General features: G+C 68.5%; 14 protein-coding genes. 13 read left to right on the plus strand and 1 reads right to left on the minus strand.

Features of this window, described 5'->3' with window-relative positions; genetic code table 11:
• The first annotated feature begins 130 nt into the window (after positions 1-130).
• The 13 genes from ACIA58_RS21970 (at position 131) to ACIA58_RS22030 (ending at position 19,207) form a co-directional block, all read left to right on the plus strand.
• Positions 131-1,882, plus strand: a complete 1,752-nt coding sequence (locus tag ACIA58_RS21970; protein WP_396405594.1) for an ABC transporter ATP-binding protein — start codon at positions 131-133, stop codon at positions 1,880-1,882.
• Positions 1,875-3,659, plus strand: coding sequence for an ABC transporter ATP-binding protein (locus ACIA58_RS21975; protein ID WP_396405595.1), 1,785 nt, complete (start codon positions 1,875-1,877; stop codon positions 3,657-3,659). Before ACIA58_RS21970 ends, ACIA58_RS21975 begins: the two co-directional genes overlap by 8 nt.
• Positions 3,660-3,841: 182 nt before the next feature.
• Positions 3,842-4,780 (plus strand): ABC transporter ATP-binding protein, encoded by a 939-nt coding sequence (locus tag ACIA58_RS21980; protein WP_396405596.1) that lies wholly within the window; start codon positions 3,842-3,844, stop codon positions 4,778-4,780.
• A complete protein-coding gene (locus ACIA58_RS21985) occupies positions 4,780-6,144 on the plus strand; it encodes an ABC transporter permease (protein WP_396405597.1) in 1,365 nt (454 codons plus the stop codon). Before ACIA58_RS21980 ends, ACIA58_RS21985 begins: the two co-directional genes overlap by 1 nt.
• A gap of 67 nt (positions 6,145-6,211) precedes the next feature.
• Positions 6,212-8,884, plus strand: a complete 2,673-nt coding sequence (locus tag ACIA58_RS21990) for a bifunctional YncE family protein/alkaline phosphatase family protein (RefSeq protein ID WP_396405598.1) — start codon at positions 6,212-6,214, stop codon at positions 8,882-8,884.
• A 27-nt stretch (positions 8,885-8,911) separates the two neighbouring features.
• A complete protein-coding gene (locus ACIA58_RS21995) occupies positions 8,912-9,565 on the plus strand; it encodes a DNA/RNA non-specific endonuclease (protein WP_396405599.1) in 654 nt (217 codons plus the stop codon).
• Positions 9,562-9,939 carry a hypothetical protein gene (locus tag ACIA58_RS22000; protein WP_396405600.1) on the plus strand — a complete coding sequence of 126 codons (378 nt, stop codon included), beginning with the start codon at positions 9,562-9,564 and terminating at the stop codon, positions 9,937-9,939. The genes ACIA58_RS21995 and ACIA58_RS22000 overlap by 4 nt, the downstream gene beginning before the upstream one ends.
• 119 nt (positions 9,940-10,058) lie before the next feature.
• Positions 10,059-12,080, plus strand: a complete 2,022-nt coding sequence (locus ACIA58_RS22005; RefSeq protein ID WP_396405601.1) for a HelD family protein — start codon at positions 10,059-10,061, stop codon at positions 12,078-12,080.
• Between the two features lie 27 nt (positions 12,081-12,107).
• Complete coding sequence (locus tag ACIA58_RS22010) at positions 12,108-13,370, plus strand: hypothetical protein (protein ID WP_396405602.1); 1,263 nt, start codon at positions 12,108-12,110, stop codon at positions 13,368-13,370.
• Positions 13,371-13,436: 66 nt separating this feature from the next.
• Positions 13,437-14,870, plus strand: a complete 1,434-nt coding sequence (locus ACIA58_RS22015; protein ID WP_396405603.1) for a glucose-6-phosphate dehydrogenase — start codon at positions 13,437-13,439, stop codon at positions 14,868-14,870.
• 117 nt (positions 14,871-14,987) lie between these two features.
• Entirely contained in the window at positions 14,988-17,471 is a 2,484-nt protein-coding gene (locus ACIA58_RS22020; RefSeq protein WP_396405604.1) for a X2-like carbohydrate binding domain-containing protein, read from the plus strand.
• A gap of 196 nt (positions 17,472-17,667) precedes the next feature.
• Positions 17,668-18,603: a GTP-binding protein LepA gene (locus ACIA58_RS22025; protein ID WP_396405605.1), complete on the plus strand. Its 936-nt coding sequence runs from the start codon at positions 17,668-17,670 to the stop codon at positions 18,601-18,603.
• 10 nt (positions 18,604-18,613) lie between these two features.
• The gene (locus tag ACIA58_RS22030) at positions 18,614-19,207 is read left to right on the plus strand and encodes a TetR/AcrR family transcriptional regulator (protein WP_396405606.1); all 594 of its coding nucleotides are present in this window, start codon (positions 18,614-18,616) and stop codon (positions 19,205-19,207) included.
• 18 nt (positions 19,208-19,225) lie between these two features.
• Here ACIA58_RS22030 and ACIA58_RS22035 read toward each other — a convergent pair whose 3' ends face one another.
• A complete protein-coding gene (locus ACIA58_RS22035) occupies positions 19,226-20,002 on the minus strand; it encodes an NPP1 family protein (protein ID WP_396405607.1) in 777 nt (258 codons plus the stop codon).
• Positions 20,003-20,090 lie beyond the last annotated feature (88 nt).

A 20,090-nucleotide genomic window follows, 5' to 3' on the forward strand; every position in this document is an offset into this window, starting at 1 on the left:
GGGTAAGCCCGCGATTGCGGAGCGGACCGAAACCTGGATGCTTTTGTCGGTGGGGCCGGTTACGGTCGGTCGGGTGCTGACTCTGTTTCGCTACGGCGTGCGTGTTGCACCTGGAAGCACCCTTCTGACGATGGGTCTGGCCGTCCTCGGTTCGCTGCTGGGGATGGCGGTCACGTTGCTGACCGGCCGGGTCGTCGGGGCTGTTCCGGGTGTGATCGACGGACGTCCCGACGCGATGTCGCTGCAGGAGTTCAGCTGGTTGCTCGCCGGACTGCTGACCGTCTTCGTCATCGACAGTCTGTCGCCGGCGCTGCAGCAGGTCGCCTCGTTGATGATGGACGCCGGCCTCGTCCGTGCGATCGGCACCGGCATCACCGAGCCGCTGCTCCGCCCTCGCCGCGTCCAGCACCTCGAGGACGCCGAGGTCCTGGACGTGCAGGAGCGGGCGAAGGGCAAGGGCGGGTTCCACCTCGCGCAGGGCATGAGCCAGCTGCCCTGGCTGCTCGCCAGCCGGATCACGCTGATCGGCTCGGCGGTGATCGTCGGCGCGATGTTCGCCTGGTGGGTCGCGATCATGCTCGTGGCGATGTCGCTGCTCCTGGAGTGGTACGGCGGTCGCCTGGTCGAGCGTGAGATCGACACCTGGTGGGGCAACACCGAGGAGCAGCGCCGGGCGAGCTACCTGTTCAACCTCGGCATGCGCGATGCGCCGAAGGAACTGCGGGTCTTCGGCCTGCACAACTGGCTGGTGGACCGCTACGTCCGCGACTGGACGGCCGGCTACCGCCCGGTGTGGGCCCGTCGGCGCAAGAACGTGAAGTTCACCATCCTGATCGGTGGCGTGCATCTGATCGCCAACGGGATCGCGATCCTCGCCGTCGGCCGCGCCGCGCTGGACGGCTCGCTTCCCCTGACGCAGGTGGCCACCACACTGCCCGCGATCCTCGCGATCGGCCAGGCCAACAACGGCTACGGCGTGGTCCAGGTCCGGCGCGGACTCTCGGCGTACCGCGCGATGCGGGACCTGCCGGAGACGATCGCGACGCGGCACCCGGAGCCGGTCGTGGACACCAAGCACCGGGTCGAGACGATGCCGGCGCGCGAGATCCGCTTCGAGAATGTCAGCTTTCGCTATCCCGGTTCGGAGGTCGACGTACTGCGTGGCCTCGACCTCACGCTGCATGCGCACGAGGCGCTCGCGCTCGTCGGTGTGAACGGCGCCGGCAAGTCCACCCTGGTCAAGCTGCTCGGCGGCGCGTACCGGCCGACGAGCGGGCGGATCCTGGTCGACGGAGTCGATCTCGCCGAGCTCGACCTGGCCGCCTGGCAGCGGCGGGTGGCCGCCATCGTCCAGGACTTCCTGCGGTTCCCGCTGTCCGTCACGGACAACGTCGTGTTCGGCGCGGTCGAGCGTGCGGCTGACGAGCCGACGCTGGCGAAGGTCGCCCGCGAGTCCGGTATCGACAACGTCGTCCGCGGTCTGCCGAAGGGCTGGGACACCGTGCTGGACAAGTCGTTCGACGGCGGCGTCGACCTGTCCGGTGGCGAGTGGCAGCGGGTCGCCTTGGCGCGGGCGCTGTTCGCCGTCCACGCCGGCGCGGGGGTGCTGGTGCTGGACGAGCCGGCGGCGGCCCTCGACGTGCGGGCCGAGTCCGAGCTGGTCGAGCGGTATCTCGAGCTGACGTCGGGCGTCGCGTCGCTGATCATCTCGCACCGGTTCTCGGTGGTGCGCAACGCCAACCGGATCTGCGTGCTGTCCGACGGTCGCATCGTCGAGGACGGCACGCACGAGGAGTTGCTCGCCCGGGACGGTGCGTACGCCGGGATGTTCCGGCTGCAGGCCGAGCGGTACGTGACCGGTCCGGAGGCGGTCGATGCCTAAGACGATCCGCATTCTCTGGCTGTGGCTGAGCACGTCGTTCCGGGCCGCGCCGTGGCTGATGACGATCTCGGCCGTGCTCGTCGCGGCCCGCGCGATCACCGCGCCGGCCCAGACATACGGCGTGAGCCGGCTGGTCGACGGGATCGCGTCGGACCAGTCGAGCACCATCGCCGTCGGCGTCGCGATCATCATCGGCGGCCTGGCGGTCTCGTTCATCGCGGACGGACTGGGCTGGCCGCTGCAGGACACCGCGCAGGAGCGGATGGCCGGGCGGGTGCACGCGGACCTGCTGGACGTGACGACGGGGATCCCCGGGCTGTCACATCACGAGCGGCCCGATGTCGCGGACCGGTTGGAGTTGGTGCGCGAGCGTGCGTGGCGGATGGGCGTCGGCGCGGAGGTGCTGCTGTGGGCGTTCGCCACGGTGACCAACACCGCGACGGTGCTCACGCTGCTCGGGTCGGTGCATCCGCTGCTGCTCATCCTGCCGTTGCTCGGCGGCGCGCGCATCTGGTCGGCGTACCTGAGCAGCACGCGGCAGCAGAAGGCATGGGAGGACTCGCTGCCGCAGGAGCGTCTGGTCGATCGGCTGATCGAGGTCGCGAAGGATCCGCGCACAGGTCTCGAGCTGCGGGTGTTCGGGCTCGGGAAGGTCTTGCTGGACAGGATCTTCGCGTTGCAGACCGAGCGGTTCGAGCGCCGGGTCGCGGCGGCGCGATGGGGCGGCAAGGTCGATGGGTCGGTGCGGCTCGTGTTCGGTCTGGCGTACGCCGCGGCGATCGTCTGGGTGATCTTACGCGCGCGCAGCGGTCAGTCCACCGCGGGCGACGTCGTGCTGGTGTTGCTGCTTGCGCCGCAGGTGGATCAGATGACCGGCGGTATCGCGCAGAACGTGTACTGGGTCGGTGAGGTCGTGCGCAGCTTCAGCCGCTACGACTGGCTGCGCGAGTACGCCAAGCAGAACTCGTGGCGCTCCAGCGCGACCCCGGCCCCGAAACGGCTGACGTCGGGGATCGAGCTGCGGAACGTCGGATTCTCCTACCCCGGTTCGGAATCCGCGGTTCTGAGCGACATCAGCCTCACGGTGCCGGCCGGCGCGGCGGTGGCGCTGGTGGGGGAGAACGGCGCCGGCAAGACGACGCTGGTGAAGCTGCTCGCGCGGATGTACGACCCGACGACCGGCCGCATCCTCATCGACGGAGTGGACCTGGCCACGATCCAGCCGGACGAGTGGCGGTCGCAGTTGTCGGCGGGATTCCAGGACTTCGTGAAGTTCGAGCTCGCGGTGCGGGAGGTCGTCGGGATCGGTGACGTGGCGCGGGCCGACGACGAGGACGCCGTACGCACGGCCGTCGCGCGTGGTGATGCCGAGTCGGTGGTCGCGGGACTGCCACGAGGGCTGGACACCCAGCTGGGCAAGAAGTTCACCGACGGCGTCGAGCTGTCCGGCGGGCAGTGGCAGCGGCTCGCGCTGGCGCGGGCGTTCATGCGCGAGCGGCCGCTGCTCCTGCTGCTCGACGAGCCGACGGCGGCGCTCGACCCGGAGGCCGAGCACCGGCTGTACGAGCAGTACGCCGACGCCGCGAAGATCGCCGCGGCCGAGACCGGCGGGATCACCGTCCTGGTGTCGCACCGGTTCTCGACGGTCCGGATGGCCGACCTGATCGTTGTCATGCACAACGGCAGGGTCGAGGAATTCGGCACCCACACCGACCTGCTCGCTGCCGGCGGCCGCTACGCCGAGCTCTTCGAACTCCAGGCCCGCGCCTACCGCTAGCCCGCCCCCGCCCGGTCCGCACGCTCGGCCAGTTCGTCCTCACCGACGTCTGTCCTCCGTCGATCCGGACAACCGTCGCTGAGAGACCGCTGAGAGGTTCGGCAACAGGATCCGCTTTCAGTTCGCCATTTGTTTACGTTTGGTCTTCACCTCGCCGTACATCGGTTACTAATGTATTCACCATGGACACACCGCCCGCTGTCCGTGCCCGCGGAATCACCAAGTACTTCGGTGAGGTCGTCGCACTCGACGGAGTCGACCTCGACGTCGCATCAGGTCAGATCCACGGCCTGGTCGGACCGAACGGAGCCGGCAAGACCACGCTCCTGGGTCTGCTGCTCGGCCTCGCCGTCGCCGACCGCGGCACCCTCCACATCCTCGGCGCCTCCGTCGGCCGCGCCCTCGCCGTCCCCGAAGGCGTCGCCGGCTTCGTCGACGGCCCCGGCCTCTACCCCTCGATGACCGCCAAGCAGAACCTCGCCGCCCTCGCCGCCCTGCGTGGCGACGAGGCGCACACGATGAGGATCGACGACGCGATCGACCAGGTCGGCCTGACCGATGTCGCCGACGACAAGGTCCGCGGATTCTCCCTCGGCATGCGCCAGCGCCTCGGTCTCGCGGCCGCACTGCTCACCAAGCCCCGGCTGCTGGTCCTCGACGAGCCGTCCAACGGCCTCGACCCGGCCGGCAAGAAGCACGTGTACGGCGTACTCACCCGGCTGGCCGCGGACGGTACGGCGGTCATGCTCTCCAGCCATCGGATGGACGACGTCGAGTCGCTCTGCTCCGAGGTGACGATCCTGTCGGCCGGACGGGTCGCGTTCTCCGGGCCGATCAGCAAGCTGGCCTCGGAGACCAGCGAACTCGAGTACCGCGTGCTCACGTCGAACCCGGCCGCCGCCCGCCGGATCGCCCGCCAGGCGGACGGGATCCGGCTGCGCGACGACGCCACCGTCAAGGACGGCGTCGAGCTGCTGGTCATCTCGGCGCCGATCCCGGCACTGGACGAATTCGTGAAGCGGCTCGTCCAGGAAGACATCGCCGTCCGTGAACTCGCGCCGGTCGTATCGCCTCTCGAAGCAGCCTTCCTCGCCCTCACCGAGCAGCAGGAGAACAACTGATGACGGCTACCGCCGCCACTGCCGTCACTGCCGGGACACCTGTGGTCCGCAAGGTCTCGGTCGCCCGCGGGTACCGCTTCGAACTCGTCAAACTGCTCTCGCAGTGGCGCGTCCGGGTCCTGATCATCGCGTGCTGGCTCGCCCCCGCGGCCTTCGTCGCGATCATCAGCCAGCAGGCCTCGCTCCCGGTCGACACTCTGTTCGGACGGATGATGCATGCGACCGGCTGGGCCGGTCCACTGGTCCTGCTCGGCTTCTCGGGATCGTGGGCGCTGCCGCTGCTGACCTCGCTGATCGCCGGTGACGTCTTCGCGTCCGAGGACCGCCTCGGCACCTGGCGGCACCTGCTGGTGGCGGTGCGCTCGCCACGCCGGATCTTCGTCTCGAAGGCACTGGCCAGTCTGACCGTGATCCTCGTGCTGGTGATCGGACTGGTCGTCTCCAGCACGGTCAGCGGCCTGCTGGTGGTCGGAAACCGCGAGCTGATCGGACTCGACGGGCACATGCTCACGCCGGGCAGTGCGGCCGGAGCGGTCCTACTCGCCTGGCTGTGTGCGCTCGCTCCGACCCTGGCCCTGGCGGCGATCGGTCTACTCGGCTCGGTCGCACTCGGCCGGTCGCCGATGGGCCTGCTGCTACCGGCCGTGGTCGCCCTGGCGATGCAGATCATCCAGCAGCTCCCGGTCCCGGTCGCCTTCCGGCTGGCGCTTCCCGGTTACGCCTTCATCAGCTGGAACGGCCTGTTCACTTCCCCGGCGCAGCGGGGACCGCTGCTGATCGGGGTCGCGGTCAGCCTGGTCTGGGCGCTCGTCGCGACCGGCCTCGCCTACTTCCTGTTCGTGCGCCGCGACTTCACCAACCCGACGCACGACGGCCCCGGCCGCCTCGCGTTGACGGCCGGGCTGCTGCCCCTCGTCGTACTGCTTGCCGTGTCCACCGCGGTCATCGCCCCGTTCAGCGGTTTCGGCTCGGGGATCGACCAGGACAAGGTGCAGCGGGCGGTAGCGGTCGAGTTCGCACACCTGTACCGCCTGCAGACCAAAGAGCTCAATCGGGCCGATGTCACCGAGGAGCAACTGCAGAGCGCGGCCGAATGCACCAAGGGCGGTGACCAGGTCGCCGCGAAGGGGCCCGGCAACGACTGGCGGTGCGTGATCACCTGGCACATCCCAGGGGTGGAGGCGGCCGGCTCGGCGATCTACCAACTCGACATCAACCCACTCGGTCGGTACGTGTCCGACGGGGACGGACCGAAAGAAGTGAACGGCTTCTTCCTGGTCCGCACCCCGTCCGGGGACGAACCGAACCCGCTGTGGCAGTTCGACGGCAACATCGAGCTGCTTCCGCCCAACGCGAAGGGATAACCCTATGCAGGTTGTACGCCGCAGACGGCAGGAGGAGCGCCCAAGTCTCCTCCGCCGACGGGTACCTATGGTCACCGCGGGGACTACAGCGCTCGCCGTAGCGCTCGCCGGCACCGCGGTCGCCTCGACGACCGGGTTCGGCCGTGACCAGGTCGGCCAGGTCACCGACAAGGGCCAGGTCATCTCCTCCGACCAGTACATCAAGCCGATCGGCGACCGTCTCGTCCTCCAGAAGGGCAAGATCATGTCGTCCACCGTCAGTCCGGACGGCAGCCATCTGGCCGCCTCGGTGACCGACGGTGGGATGGCGATGGCCATCGTGGACCTGAAGAACTGGAAGGTCCAGCAGTACATCGGCAACAACGCAGCCGCCGACCTGAAGATCCCCGGCAACGACGTCGGCCAGGAAGGCCCGACGTACTCGCCCGACGGGTCGCAGGTCTGGCTGGGACAGATCGACGGCTACCGCAAGTTCACCGTGAATCCGGACGGCTCGCTGGCGAACCCGACGTTCGTGGCGATCCCGGCCGACGGCGCCAAACACTCGCTGGCCGCCGAGGCGGTGTTCTCGGCGGACGGCTCGACCGTGTACTCGGCGGTGAACGGCCAGAACCGGGTCGTCGCGATCGACGCCGCCACTGGTGCGATCACGCAGAGCTGGGCGACCGGCAACGCGCCGCGCGACCTGGTCATGTCCGGAGACAAGCTGTACGTGAGCAACGAGGGCGGCCGGGTCGCGAAGCCCGGTGACTCGACGATCAACTCGTACGGCACCAACGTCGTGGCGAACCAGAACGCGATCACCACGACCGGCACGGTCAGCGTGATCGACCTGAAGAACCCGGCGGCCGCAGTGGCCAGCATCGACGTCGGTCTGCACCCGACCGCGTTGTACGCCAAGAACGGGGCCGTGTTCGTGACCAACACGGCGACGAACAGCGTGTCCGTCATCGACACCAAGCGGGGCAGGGTCGTCCAGACCATCGCCACCCAGCCGTGGCCGGAGGCCTCGGTCGGGTACGAGCCGGACGGCGTCACGCTCACCGACGACGGCCATCTGCTGGTGTCGCTCGGTCGCGCGAACGCGGTCGCGGTCTACAAGTACAAGAACGCACTCGAGCCGGTCAGCTACGTCGGACTGCTGCCGACCGACTACTTCCCGGCCGAGCTCGCCCAGGTCGGCAAGCAGATCGTGGTGTCCAACACCCGAGGCGTCGACGCCCGCCGGGACACGACGGCCGCCGGACACAGCACGCACGACACCACGTCGAGCCTGACCCGGTTCACGCTGCCGGACGACCACGCCACCATGAAGTACACCAAGACCGTCTTCGACCAGAACGGCTGGACGAAGGGCTCGGCGCAGCTCGCCACGGACAAGGGGCATCGCAACCCGGTGCCGGTTCCGGCCAAGCTCGGTGACCCGTCGACGATCAAGCACGTCTTCCTGATCGTCAAGGAGAACCGGACCTTCGACCAGGTGTACGGCGATATCCCGGAGGGCAACGGCGATCCCGCGCTCACCCAGTACGGCGAGAACGTGACGCCGAACCAGCACGCGCTGGCCAAGCAGTTCGGGCTGTACGACAACACCTACGACATCGGCACGAACTCGGCCGAGGGGCACAACTGGATGATGCAGGCCGACAACCCGGAGTACTCCGAGTCCCAGGCCGGCGAGTACAAGCGCACCTACGACACCGAGAACGATGCCCTCGGCCACCAGAAGAGCGGCTTCATCTGGACCGGTGTCCAAGCAGCCGGCAAGACCGTCAAGGACTACGGCGAGTTCCAGTCGATCGAGCAGAAGCCGGCCGGGGCGACCTGGCAGAACCTGTACTGCGACACCTTGACGATGCGGTCCACCGGTGCCGCGACGCAGTACCCGATCCAGGTCGGGTCCGCGATCCCGTCGCTGAACGACATCTCGGTGCCGGGCTTCCCGCTCTTCGACCTGAACGTCCCGGACATCTACAAGGCCGAGATCTGGAAGAAGGACTTCGAGAAGAACGGCCCGGCGAACCTGAACATGTTCTGGCTGTCCAACGACCACACCGGCGGCCCGAACAGCGGACCCGCCGGCGTGGCCGACAACGACCTGGCCGTCGGCCGGATCGTGGACGAGATCACCCACAGCAAGTACTGGAAGGACTCGGCGATCTTCATCGCCGAGGACGACTCCCAGGCCGGCCTCGACCACATCGACGGTCACCGGGCGCCGATCCAGATCATCAGCCCGTACGCGCAGCACGCTGCGGTGGACAGCCACTACTACACGCAGATCACGCTGATCCGGACGATCGAGCAGATCCTCGGGATGAAGCCGATGAACCAGAAGGACACCGCGGCCACCCCGATGTTCGGAGCGTTCACGCAGAAGCCGAACTTCACCCCGTTCACCGCGGTGCCGAACCGCACCCCGCTGACCGAGGGTCTGAAGGATCCGCCGCCCTGTGGTCCCGACGTCCCGGCGGCGCAGAACCCGCTCGCCGCTCCGGCGCCGTCGGCGACAGTGCCGGCCGACCAGCAGGCGGTCGCGGCCCAGTGGAACACGTGGAAGTCGCAGCAGCTCTTCAACGCTCCCACCGCCAAGCCCGACACGGCGGCCCCGGCGCTGATGAACCACTTCGACTGGTACGAGGCACACAACTGGTCCATGCCGTACCCCGGCGAGTCGAAGATCGTCGCGCCGAACGACGTGCCGGGCGCGGTCATCCCGGGCAACGACAGTGACGGCTGAGACACCTTGATGGGGTAGAAACTCCCCATGTCCACGGAGCGGGCGCCGGCCCGGATCGAGCAACCTGCCGATCCGGCCGACGTCCGCGCCGTCGGTTACGGGCCGGACCACGTGCCGGAGATCCCGGCGAAGTACGCCGGCCTGCCGGTCCACCACGAGAAATCGGGACACGGGGATCTCTGGAACCTCGACCTGATGGACCCGGAGCCGTCGTCGGTCTACCTGGTCGACGACCGGTTCCTGTACGCGACCGACAAGGCCGGCCGCGTCGTGCACGCCGAGGGCTGGCTCGGCTGGCTGCCGTCGGAGCGGAACGACGAGCGCCGCAACCTCGACGCCCAGCTGGAGGCGGGCGAGCCGGACCGGCAGCGGACCGATGACGGCGGCCACCTGTTCGCGACCAAGTTCGACGGTCCGGGGGAGTCGATCAATCTGACCGCTCAGTCGCGCGTGCAGAACCGGGCGGTCAAGGGCAGTGAGAACTGGCGGCGGATGGAGGAGAGCTGGCAGGCGCTCCGCGCGGCCGGGGTCCAGGTGCACGCGACCATCGACGTGAAACACCCGGACGGCAGGTCGCGCCGCCCGTCCAGCCGGACCGTGCAGGACCGGCACGACGGCAGGCGATCGCCCCGGCGTATCTTCAGGGAGACCAAACCGCAGCCGTCCCGGGGATATGAATGAGCGAGATCGGCACCATCGACACGATCGCCCGAGCGTTGACCGCGGACCTGCCCGCGGGGTGGCGGGAGGTGAACGGCGTCTACCGGTCGACGACGTCGTACTCCGAGCTCGACGCGACCGTCGACGGTGCGCAGCTGGATCCGCTGCCGGACGGGCTCGAGGACCACTTCGAGGCGCTGCGGCGGGAGATGTACCACCCGGGCAAGGGCACCTGGCTGACGGCGTCGATCAGCGTGACGTCGGACGGGCACTTCGCGACCGACTTCGACTACGACACCGAGCCGGCCTGGTCGATCCCTGTCGACGAAGGTATCTACGCGGCTGACCTCGCCGAGTTCCCGCGGGACGACGTGCCGGACTGGATGCGCCGTTAATTCGGTGGCGCGTCCCGGCGGGCGCTGGTAGCGTCGCTCGCCTGTCTTTTCGGGATCGAATCGAACCGGATGGATCTGCTCCGGGGCGGGACCCAGCTTACGATTCGAGGCTCTCTCCGATGGCCGAACTCGAGGCCGAACGCGCCTTCCTGACCACTGCCCAGCATGCCCTCCGCCGGATGTACGCCGAAGTCGCGGACCGCGAGGTCCAGGTCATCGGCGGCGAGGACAACGACGAACGCTTCACCAACGAGGCCAACCAGCGGGCCAAACAGATGCGCACCCACGCGCTCATCGACCTGCCCGACGTACCGCTGTTCTTCGGCCGGCTCGACTACGAGCACGGCACGATCCCGGACCTCGACCAGATCTACATCGGCCGCCGGCACGTGCACGACGGCAGCGGCGTACCGCTGGTGATCGACTGGCGTGCACCGGTGTCGGTGCCCTTCTACCGGGCGACCCAGAGCGACCGGCAGCGGGTGCTGATGCGCCGCCGCTACGGGTTCTCCGACCACGCCGAGCTGACCGGCTTCGAGGACGAGCCGCTGACCGGAGTGGTGGAGACCGACCAGGCCGATGCCTTCCTGCGGGCCGAGATCGAGCGGCCGCGCACCGGTCCGATGCGCGACATCGTGGCCACGATCCAGCCGGAGCAGGACGACCTGGTCCGCGCGCCGCTGCATCCGAGCGTCTGCGTGCAGGGCGCGCCCGGCACCGGCAAGACCGCCGTCGGCCTGCACCGGGTGGCGTACCTGCTCTACACCGAACGCGAGCGGCTCGGCCGGGGCGGTGTCGTGATCGTCGGACCGAACCGCTCGTTCCTGTCCTACATCCGCAAGGTCCTGCCCGCGCTCGGCGAGGTCGACGTACGGCAGATCACCATCGACGAGTTGCTCACCCGGCCGACCGCGGCGATCGACGACACCGAGGCCGAGCGGCTGAAGGGCGATGCCCGGATGGCCGAGGTGCTGCGGCGCGCGTTGTGGTCGTACGTCGGCACGCCGACCGAGGGAGTCCTTTTCAGCAAGGGATCCCGGCGCTACCGGGTGCACGACTACGAGGTGGTCGACATCGTCTCGGACCTGCGGGAGTCGACCCGCTACGCCCCGGGCCGGAACGCTCTCGCGCAGCGGATCGCGCACGTCGTACTGGTCCGGATGGAGGAGCGCGCCGAGTCACCGGACGACCGTGTGCAGAACGCGGTCGCACGCTCGAAGCCGGTCAAGGACGTGCTCGATTCGGTCTGGCCCCGAGTCACACCCGAGCAGGTCCTGCACCGCCTCTTCTCGAACGCGGACTTCCTGGCCAAGGCCGCTCCGGCACTGACCGACGAGGAGCGTACGGCGTTGTTGTGGAGCAAGTCGGTGCGGTCGTGGAAGTCGGCGAAGTGGTCGTTCGCCGACACCGTCCTGCTCGACGAACTCGAGGACCTGATCGAGCGGCGGACCGGATCGCTCGGGCATCTCGTCCTGGACGAGGCGCAGGACCTGTCCGCGATGCAGCTGCGGGCGCTCGGTCGGCGTTGCCGGACCGGTTCGGCCACCGTGCTGGGCGATCTGGCGCAGGCGACGACGCCGTGGGCCGCCGGACCGTGGGACCAGGTCCTCGGTCATCTCGGCAAGAGCGACGGCGTGGTGGAGGAGCTCGACCGCGGGTTCCGGGTGCCCGAGCAGATCATCAGCTTCGCGGCGAAGCTCCTGCCCGAGATCGCCCCGACGCTGAGCACGCCGAGCGGCGTCCGGACGGTCGCCGACGCGCTCAGCATCGTGCCGGCCGACGGGTCGACGCTCGCGGACGAGGTGATCGCCGGGTGCAAGGCCGCGCTGGCCGGCGAAGGATCGGTCGCGCTGATCGCGGCAGACGACCAGGTGGCGCGACTGCGCGACGCGATCGCCGCCGCGGGTCTCGAGGTCGCGCTGATCGGCGAGACCGAGGACGAGATCGACACGGTCCGGCTCGTCTGCGTGCCGGCCACGCTGGCGAAGGGCCTGGAGTTCGACGCGGTCATCGTCGCCGAGCCCGCGCACATCGTCGCGGCCGAGCCGCGCGGCCTGCACCGGCTGTACGTCGTCCTGACCCGCGCCGTCAGCCGCCTCCAGATCATCCACGCGGAGCCGCTGCCGACCGCCCTGGGCTGATCCCCTCCCGCCGCTATCGTGGGCGCGATGAAGCTCTTCGTGGTGGTCGTGATCGTGCTGTTCGCGGCCGGACTCACCTGGGGCATCGTCGCGCTCGTACGCCGTCAGCGCTACATCGACTCGCTCCGGCAGCGCGGGTGGAACTTCGTCAACAGCCCGACGTTCGACGCCGTGGCCCGGCTGGGCAATCCGCCGTTCGGGCTCGGCTTCGCCCGCAAGCCCGACGACCAGATCACCGGGCTGACCGCGCTCGGCCGCCCGTTCCAGGTGATCGAGTACAGCACTTCGCACTGGTCGGGCTGGGTCGGCATGGTGACGCTGTCCCGCCGGCTCCCTGAGCTGTGGATCACCGGCGGCGACACCCGGCCGCGGTACGGCGTCCTCGCGCACGCCGTACCTGCTCCGGCGCAGCTCGGTGCTGGATGGCAGGTCGGTGCGCTCGATCCGGCATTCGCGAACGAGGTGATGACCCCACAGCTGTGTTCACAGCTCACTGCGATGGCTGCCGGTCTGCCGGGCCTGAACGTGGGGATCGACAGCGATCAGCTCGTGGTGCTGAATCCGCCGCGGGAGAAGCCCGACCTGCTCGCCGCCTGGCTGGAGCAGCTCGGCGCCGTCGCGGCCGCGATCGACGCGACGCCGCTCGACCGCTGGATCCAGCCGGAGCCGCAGCCGCGGCTGACGTTCTATCACCACCCGGACTGGTACTGGATCGGCGTCGACGACAGCCTGCTGGAGTTCACGCCGGTGAACCGCGGCGGCCACGCCCACAGCACCAGCGAGGTGATCCGTGGCCGGGACGGCGACGGGCCGCCGTTCGTGGCGTTCACACACCACTGGAAGACGACGCGCACCGAGTCGTACACCGACAGCGAGGGCCGGACGCAGACGCGGACGGTGACAGAGAACCACAGCGAGCCGATCCTCGGGTTCCAGCTGCCGATCCGGATGCCGCGGCTGCAGGTCGGGCGCAAGGGGTTCGGCGGTGGGATCAGCTTCGAGAGCGAGGCGTTCAACAAGCAGTTCGCCGTCCACGCGCAGGACACCAAGTTCGCGTACGACGTGATCCATCCGCGCCAGATGGAATACCTGATGGCCAACCCGCCGGCGTCGTTCTGGATCGAGGACGACTGGGCCTGGTTCTCGCCGGGGGAGCACAGCCAGCCCGCGATCGCGCACAGCTCGGAGTTCCTGTACGGGTTCCTGGCCCGGGTACCGCGCTTCGTCTGGCGGAACCTCGGCCTCCCCGATGCTCCCTACCCAGCAGTCGAGATATCACCCGTCCGGTAGGGGGAATGCGGTTACCCTCGCCGCGGTTGCTTCTGTGGGTGTGGCTCCACGGATGAGCCACCAGTCTTGGGAGGCATCATCACAACGCATGCGGCCCTGCTGCCGGCAGCGCACCATTCGGGCGAACAGCCGGCGGGCACGGACCAACGAACCCTGGTCATCTTCGGCGCCAGCGGCGACCTCAGCTCGCGGCTGCTGCTGCCCGGCCTGGGCAGTCTGCTCGCCGGACCGCGCGCGACCAGTGTGCGCATCATCGGGACCGGCCGGTCGGTGCTCGCGCCGGACGAGTGGACGGATCGGGTCCGGTCCGCGTTCGAGTCCCGCGGCGAGATCGGCGCGGTCGCCGCTGAGACCCTGGCAACGACGGAGTACGTCGCCGGCGACCCGACCGATACCGGCCATCTGCGCGCGCTCCTGGAGCTCGCCGGCCCGGCGCCGGTCCTGTACTTCTCCCTGCCGCCGGCCGTGACGACCGCGATCGTCGAGAAGCTCCGCGAGGTCGAGCTGCCGGCCGGGACCGAGCTGGCCTTCGAGAAGCCGTTCGGCACCGACTCGGAGTCGGCGGCCGCGCTGAACCAGCTCGTCGGCTCGCTCGTTCCCGAGGAGAACGTGCACCGCGTCGACCACTTCCTCGGCCGGACCGCCGTCCTGAACCTGATCGGCCTGCGGTTCGCGAACCGGCTGTTCGAGCCGGTCTGGAACGCCGAGCACATCGAGAGCGTCGAGATCGTGTACGACGAGACGCTCGGCCTCGAGGGACGCGCCCAGTACTACGACAACGCGGGCGCGCTCGTCGACATGATCCAGAGCCACCTGCTCCTCGTCCTCGCACTGCTCGCGATGGACGCCCCGGCCACGATGGACGCCGTCGAGGTGCGCAGCGAGATGGCCCGCGCGCTCCGCAGTACGCATCTCTACCGTGGCTCCGCGATCGAGGCGGGCCGCCGGGCGCGGTACACCGCCGGCATCGCGGAGGATCGCGTCGTCCCGGCGTACGCCGACGAAGCGGGTGTGGACGCGGAGCGGGAGACCGAGACGCTGGCCGAGGTGACCGTCGAGGTCGGCACGAACCGGTGGGCGGGTGTCCCGTTCACGCTGCGGTCGGGCAAGGCGCTCGGGGTCGCGCGCAAGGAGATCGTGGTCAAGTTCAAGCCGCTGCGGCACCTGCCGTCCGGCCTGAACGGCGGGCACGACGGCGAGACCCTCCGTATCGGCCTGAACCCGGGGGAGCTGTCCCTGTCCGTCCCGGCGCTCGGCGTCGACGGTCCGTACACGATGGGCCAGGTCTTCCTGGACGCGACGCTGCCGTCGTCCTCGGTCCTCCCGTACGGCGAGGTGCTGAGCGGCATCCTTCGGGCCGACCCACTCCTGTCGGTGCGCGGCGACGTGGCCGAACGGTGCTGGGAGATCGTCGAGCCTGTCCTCGCCGCGTGGCGCGCCGGTGAGGTCCCGCTCGACGAGTACGACGCGGGCTCGAACGGACCGGCGACCTGGAAGTAATCCGAGCCGATATCGCACAGAATCTTGACACGGTTAAGTAAATAGAACCAATATCCTATCCGATTCGGTTCTCTCAGAGAGGTCACCGCCATGACCAGATCCGTTCGGAGCAGGAGGGTGCGGACCGTGCTTACCGGTCTCGTCGCCGCCGTACTGCTGCCGGCAGGTTTGACGGCTACAACGTCCGCAGCAGCACCCGAGACCACGCCTCCGATCGCGCCCAAGACGGCCGCCCCGCAGCAGGCCGCCCAGGCTCCGGCGGTTGCGACCAGCAGCATCCAGTCGAATGTCCAGTCCGGCGGCCCAGCCGGTGATATCGCGCTGCACCCGTACATGGGGTGGAGCAGCTACAGCATGCAGGTGTACGACGGCGCCGGGAACTGGATCTCCGCGGACCAGTTGATCAAGCAGTCCGACGCGATGCACAAGAAGCTCCAGCCGTACGGGTACAAGAACATCAACATCGACGCCGGCTGGAACGACGGCATCGACGCGTACGGCCGGCCGGTGCCGAGCAAGAAGCTCTACCCGAACGGGCTGCAGGCGGTGATCGACCACATCCACGCCAACGGCCAGAAGGTCGGCCTGTACGCGATCCCCGGCATCGGCAAGGAGGTCATCGACGCGAACCTCCCGGTCTACGGCGCTCCCGAGTGCACGACCGGTGACCTGCCGGTGCAGCCGCTGCAGAAGGCGGACTACTGGGGCATCGGCTACAAGATCGACTTCTCCAAGCCCTGTGCGCAGAAGTACATCGACTCGATCGCGGACCTGTTCGGCTCGTGGGGTCTGGATTTCCTGAAGTTCGACAGCGTCACGCCCGGCTCAGGGGTGAGCGACCTGTCGCTCGACGCCCGTGGTGACGTGAAGGCTTGGTCCGCGGCGCTGGCCCGGCACAAGATCTGGCTCGAGCTGTCCTGGGCGGTCGACATCAACTACGCCGACACCTGGAAGCAGTACGCGAACGGCTGGCGCATCGAGTGGGACGTGGAGTGCTACTGCCCCGGCGTCGCGCTGACACAGTGGCAGAACATCAATCGGCTGTTCCCGAAGCTGGCGGACTGGTGGCGCTACGCAGGGCCGGGCGGCTGGAACGACCTCGACTCGCTCGACGTCGGCAACGGCCAGATGGACGGTCTCACGAAGGACGAACGCCGTACGGCTGCCACCCTGTGGGCAGTCTCGGCGGCGCCGATGTACGTCGGCAACGACATGACCCGGCTGGACGACTACGGCCTGAGTCTGCTGACCAACCCCGAGGTGATCGCGGTCAACCAGGCCGGCCGTCCGGCGCAACCGGTGTCGATGAAGACCAACAAGCAGGTCTGGTACTCGCTCAACCCTGACAACAGCTACACCGTTGCCCTGTTCAACCTCGGGCAGACCGACTCCGACTTGACGGTCAACTGGTCCGACCTCGGCCTGACCGGCCCCGCGAAGGTCCGCGACCTGTGGGCGCACAAGGATCTCGGTCAGTTCGCGACCGGCTTCACGGGCAAGGACATCCCGATCCACGGCGTCCAGCTGCTGAAGGTCACGCCGCAGAAGGCGTCCTCGATCCGCGTCAACGACGACGACCTGCGGGTCGCGTACGACGGCGCGTGGCAGCGCAACAACAACTACGAGGTACCGGCTGTGTCCGAGCCGCTGGCCGTGACGGTCACCGACTCGTCGCAGGCGAAGACCGCGGATGCGGGTTCGCGGACACTCGAGGTCAACAACGACGACTCGCAGCTCACCTACACGGGCAACTGGCACCAGAGCACGGGACGAGGGCTCGGTGACTACAAGGATGACGTGGCGTGGTCCGAGACCGACGGTGACTCGTTCTCGTACAGCTTCGTCGGCACCGGCGTCGACTACGTGACCGAGACCGATCCCGGGCAGGGTGACGTCGACATCTACGTCGACGGGCAGTTCAAGCAGACGGTCAGCACGTACCTGGATCCGTCGCAGGGACACAACAAACCGCAGCAGGTCGTCTACAGCATCTCGGACCTGCCGAACGGCTCGCACACGATCCGCGCGGTGAAGAAGTCCGGCCAGTTCATGCTGCTCGACAAGCTGAACATCCGGCAGGAGAGCCTGCTGAACCCCGACTCGGCGACCTTCGACAAGAGCGCTCCGGCCGACGTCAGCGTCGAGCTCGGCCGCGACCCGGGCGAGCTGGCCGGCATCTCCAAGGCAGGCCAGGACCTGGTCAAGGGCACCGACTACACCGTGGCCGGCAAGGTCGTGACGATCAAGGCTGCGTACCTGTCGACCCTGGCGGCGGGCGCCGTACCGCTCGACTTCCGGTTCCGGGGTGACTACCGCGACGACATCCATGCCGCCACGGCGAACGGCGCCGCGGTCAACTTCGCCTTCACCGGCACCGGCGTCGCGTGGAGCACGGAACTTGCTCCGGACCAGGGAAACGCTGACGTCTTCATCGACGGCAAGCTCGTCCGCCGGGTGAACCTGCACGGCGACGCCCGCGTGACCAACCAACAGGTGTTCAGCGCGACCGGCCTGAAGAACGGGCCGCACACGCTGCGCATCGTGAAGGTCGACGGCGACGTACTGCGCAACGACACGATCCAGTACACCACCGGCAAGTAGAAGCCAATATTCCTGACCCCCTGCACTGGGTGGTGGCCGCGCTCCTGCGGTCACCACCCATCTGCCGTTGAATGGGCTCCGAACTCTTTGTGCCAGCCCTCACAGGAAATCTGACTGACTGATCAGTCAGGTACTTGTTACCATCGAGCCGGGGGATCGATCTGGCATCCCTGTCGATCGAGCGAGGTGCCGACTTATGTCGTTGAGCGATATCACCGTCCCGCGCCGGCGAAGCCGCCGGCGGCGGGAGGACTCCAAGCTGGCCGACCACGTGGAGCGGCTGGGGGAGGAACATCCGCCGATCCCGCTGGAGAGCGTCGACTACACGATGAAGCGCCCGCGGCTGCTGGCCGAGCGCTTCGGGTCGGTGCTCGCGTACATGACCCGGGTCGAGCTCGAGGTCGAGCGGAACGTGCTGGAGCTGAACATCCTGCTGCCGGATCCGCCCGAGGTCGACCGGCGGTTCTACGCCGACGTGTGGATGCCGCAGGAGACGCGGCACGGGCTGATCCTGGACCAGATGCAGGAACTGGCCGGCATCGAGCCGCACGAGCCGAACCTGACCGACGTCGACTTCAAGCTCAAGCTGCTCGGCGCTCTCGGCAAGATGCCGGGTGTGCAGGACATCAGCCGGATGCTCTACTACCTGACCGGGCTGGCGACCGAGCGGTCCGCGGTCCTTGCCTACAACAAGCTTCATGCCGGGCTGATCGAGGTCGGTGAGCGCGCGATCGCCGCGACCGTGATCGCGCCGATCAAGCGGCAGGAGCCAGGCCACTTCGCCTACTACCAGATGGCCGCGCAGGAGCTCTGGGGACAACTCTCCGGCTGGCAGCGATGGCTGACCCGCGGGCTGCGGAAGCGTACGTTCGATGTTGTGGGTGCCTACAACAAGCTCCAGCGGACCCAGTTCGGCGACGTGATGCACGCACTGGACATCAGCCGGGGCGGCGAGGGCGACCTGCGGGAGTACGCACAGAAGGTCGGGCGCGCCGAGTACGAGCTGATGTTCGCGCACCGGCGCGGGCTGCGCGTGCCGGACTACGTCTTCAAGGCCCTGCGGCGATCGGCCGAGCTGGCCGCCGAGCGGAAGGGTGAGGCCTGGCCAGCCGTTGAACCAGCGTCATCATGAGGGCCACGGCATGACTGCTCACGCGCACGCGCGTCACACCAAGCGGCAGGTGATCATCGAGACCGCCGAGCGGCTGTTCGCCGAGCACGGGTACGACGCGACGTCGACGGCGCGGATCGCGCACGAGGCCGGGGTGCCGTCAGGCCTGGTGTTCTACCACTTCGCGACCAAACTCGACCTGTTGCTCGCGATCGTGCAGGAGCGGCCGACGCCGAGCGAAGTACTGCGGTCGGCCGCGCAGGGCCCCACGGTACGACGGCGGTTGCGGGCGATCGTGGCGACGATGGCCGAGGAGCTGGAGCACGACCGCGCCGCCCGGATCATCGTGTTCCGGGAGGCGCAGGCCCGGCCGGAGATCGCGGAGCGGGCGGCAGAGTTGTTCGCCGAGGCGACCGAGACGGTGGCCGACGTACTGGGCGGGGCCGACGACGTGGTTGCCGAGCCCGACCGGGTCCAGACGGCCGCTGAGCTCGTGGTCAGCCGGGTCTTCCTCGACACCGTCGCGCTCGGTCAGGCGGACACCGCGGCCGAGCGGCACCAGGCGATGATCGACTTCGTCGCCGCTTCGTTGACCGCACCTGACGGGCGCGCCCAGCGGGACTGAGCGCGCCCTTTCCGGTCGTCAGGCCCAGGGGTCGAACGGGATCCCGGACGGCTTGGACGCGTTCAGCAGGTTGCGGAACCGGTCGTCCTTGTCGGTGATCTTGATGGTGGCCGAGCCGAAGTCGGCGTTCATCAGGATGTCGCGCAGCGACGTGCTGGGGTAGCCGTTCCAGCCGACCAGCGGCGGGTACCGCCAGTCGTGGTAGTGGTTCTCCGGCGGCTCGTCGTTGCTGTTGGCGAGCCGGAAGAAGTGCGTGCTCGCGCCGTCCTTGTGGTACACGACCTTCGGGTGCGATCCGTCGAACCGTACCTGCGAGCGGGTGTAGGTGACCTGGCTCGAGTGCTGCGTGGTGGTCACGTAGTCGACCTCGTTCGACGCCTGGTTCACCCAGGAGATGACGTGCTCCCAGTCGTGCCGGTGGCCGCCGAGGCTGCTGCCGGGCAGTGCCTGGTCCTTCTCGAAGTAGCTGGCGTACACGATCGCGCACCAGCCGTTGTTGCACTTCTCGCGCGAGTACGTCTGTGAGTTGTCGAGGTCGGACTGGTCGCGGCAGTTGCCGTTGAGGGCGCCGGTCGGGTTGAGGCCGGGGTTGAGCGTGCCGTCGGCTCCGATGGCGGGCGTGGCGTAGCAGCCGTCGGTGTCGTAGTCGTACGCCGGCGAGAACGACTGCTCGTACCCGTCGGCGTTCTGCGGGAGCTGGGGCGGCGGTGCGGCGAACGCGAGCGCGGCCGAGGTGACCAGCAGCGCGGCGGTTCCGAGCGCGACGCCGAGCGTGCGGCGGGCGGAATCCTTCATGCAGTGCTCCTTCAGTACTTAATTCAGGGCGGAAAGGAACGACACGACAATGCCAGCCCCGGAGCACCGCCGCATATACGTCACGTGG

The sequence above is a fragment of the Kribbella sp. NPDC051586 genome (assembly GCF_044453965.1).
Lineage (GTDB): Bacteria > Actinomycetota > Actinomycetes > Propionibacteriales > Kribbellaceae > Kribbella.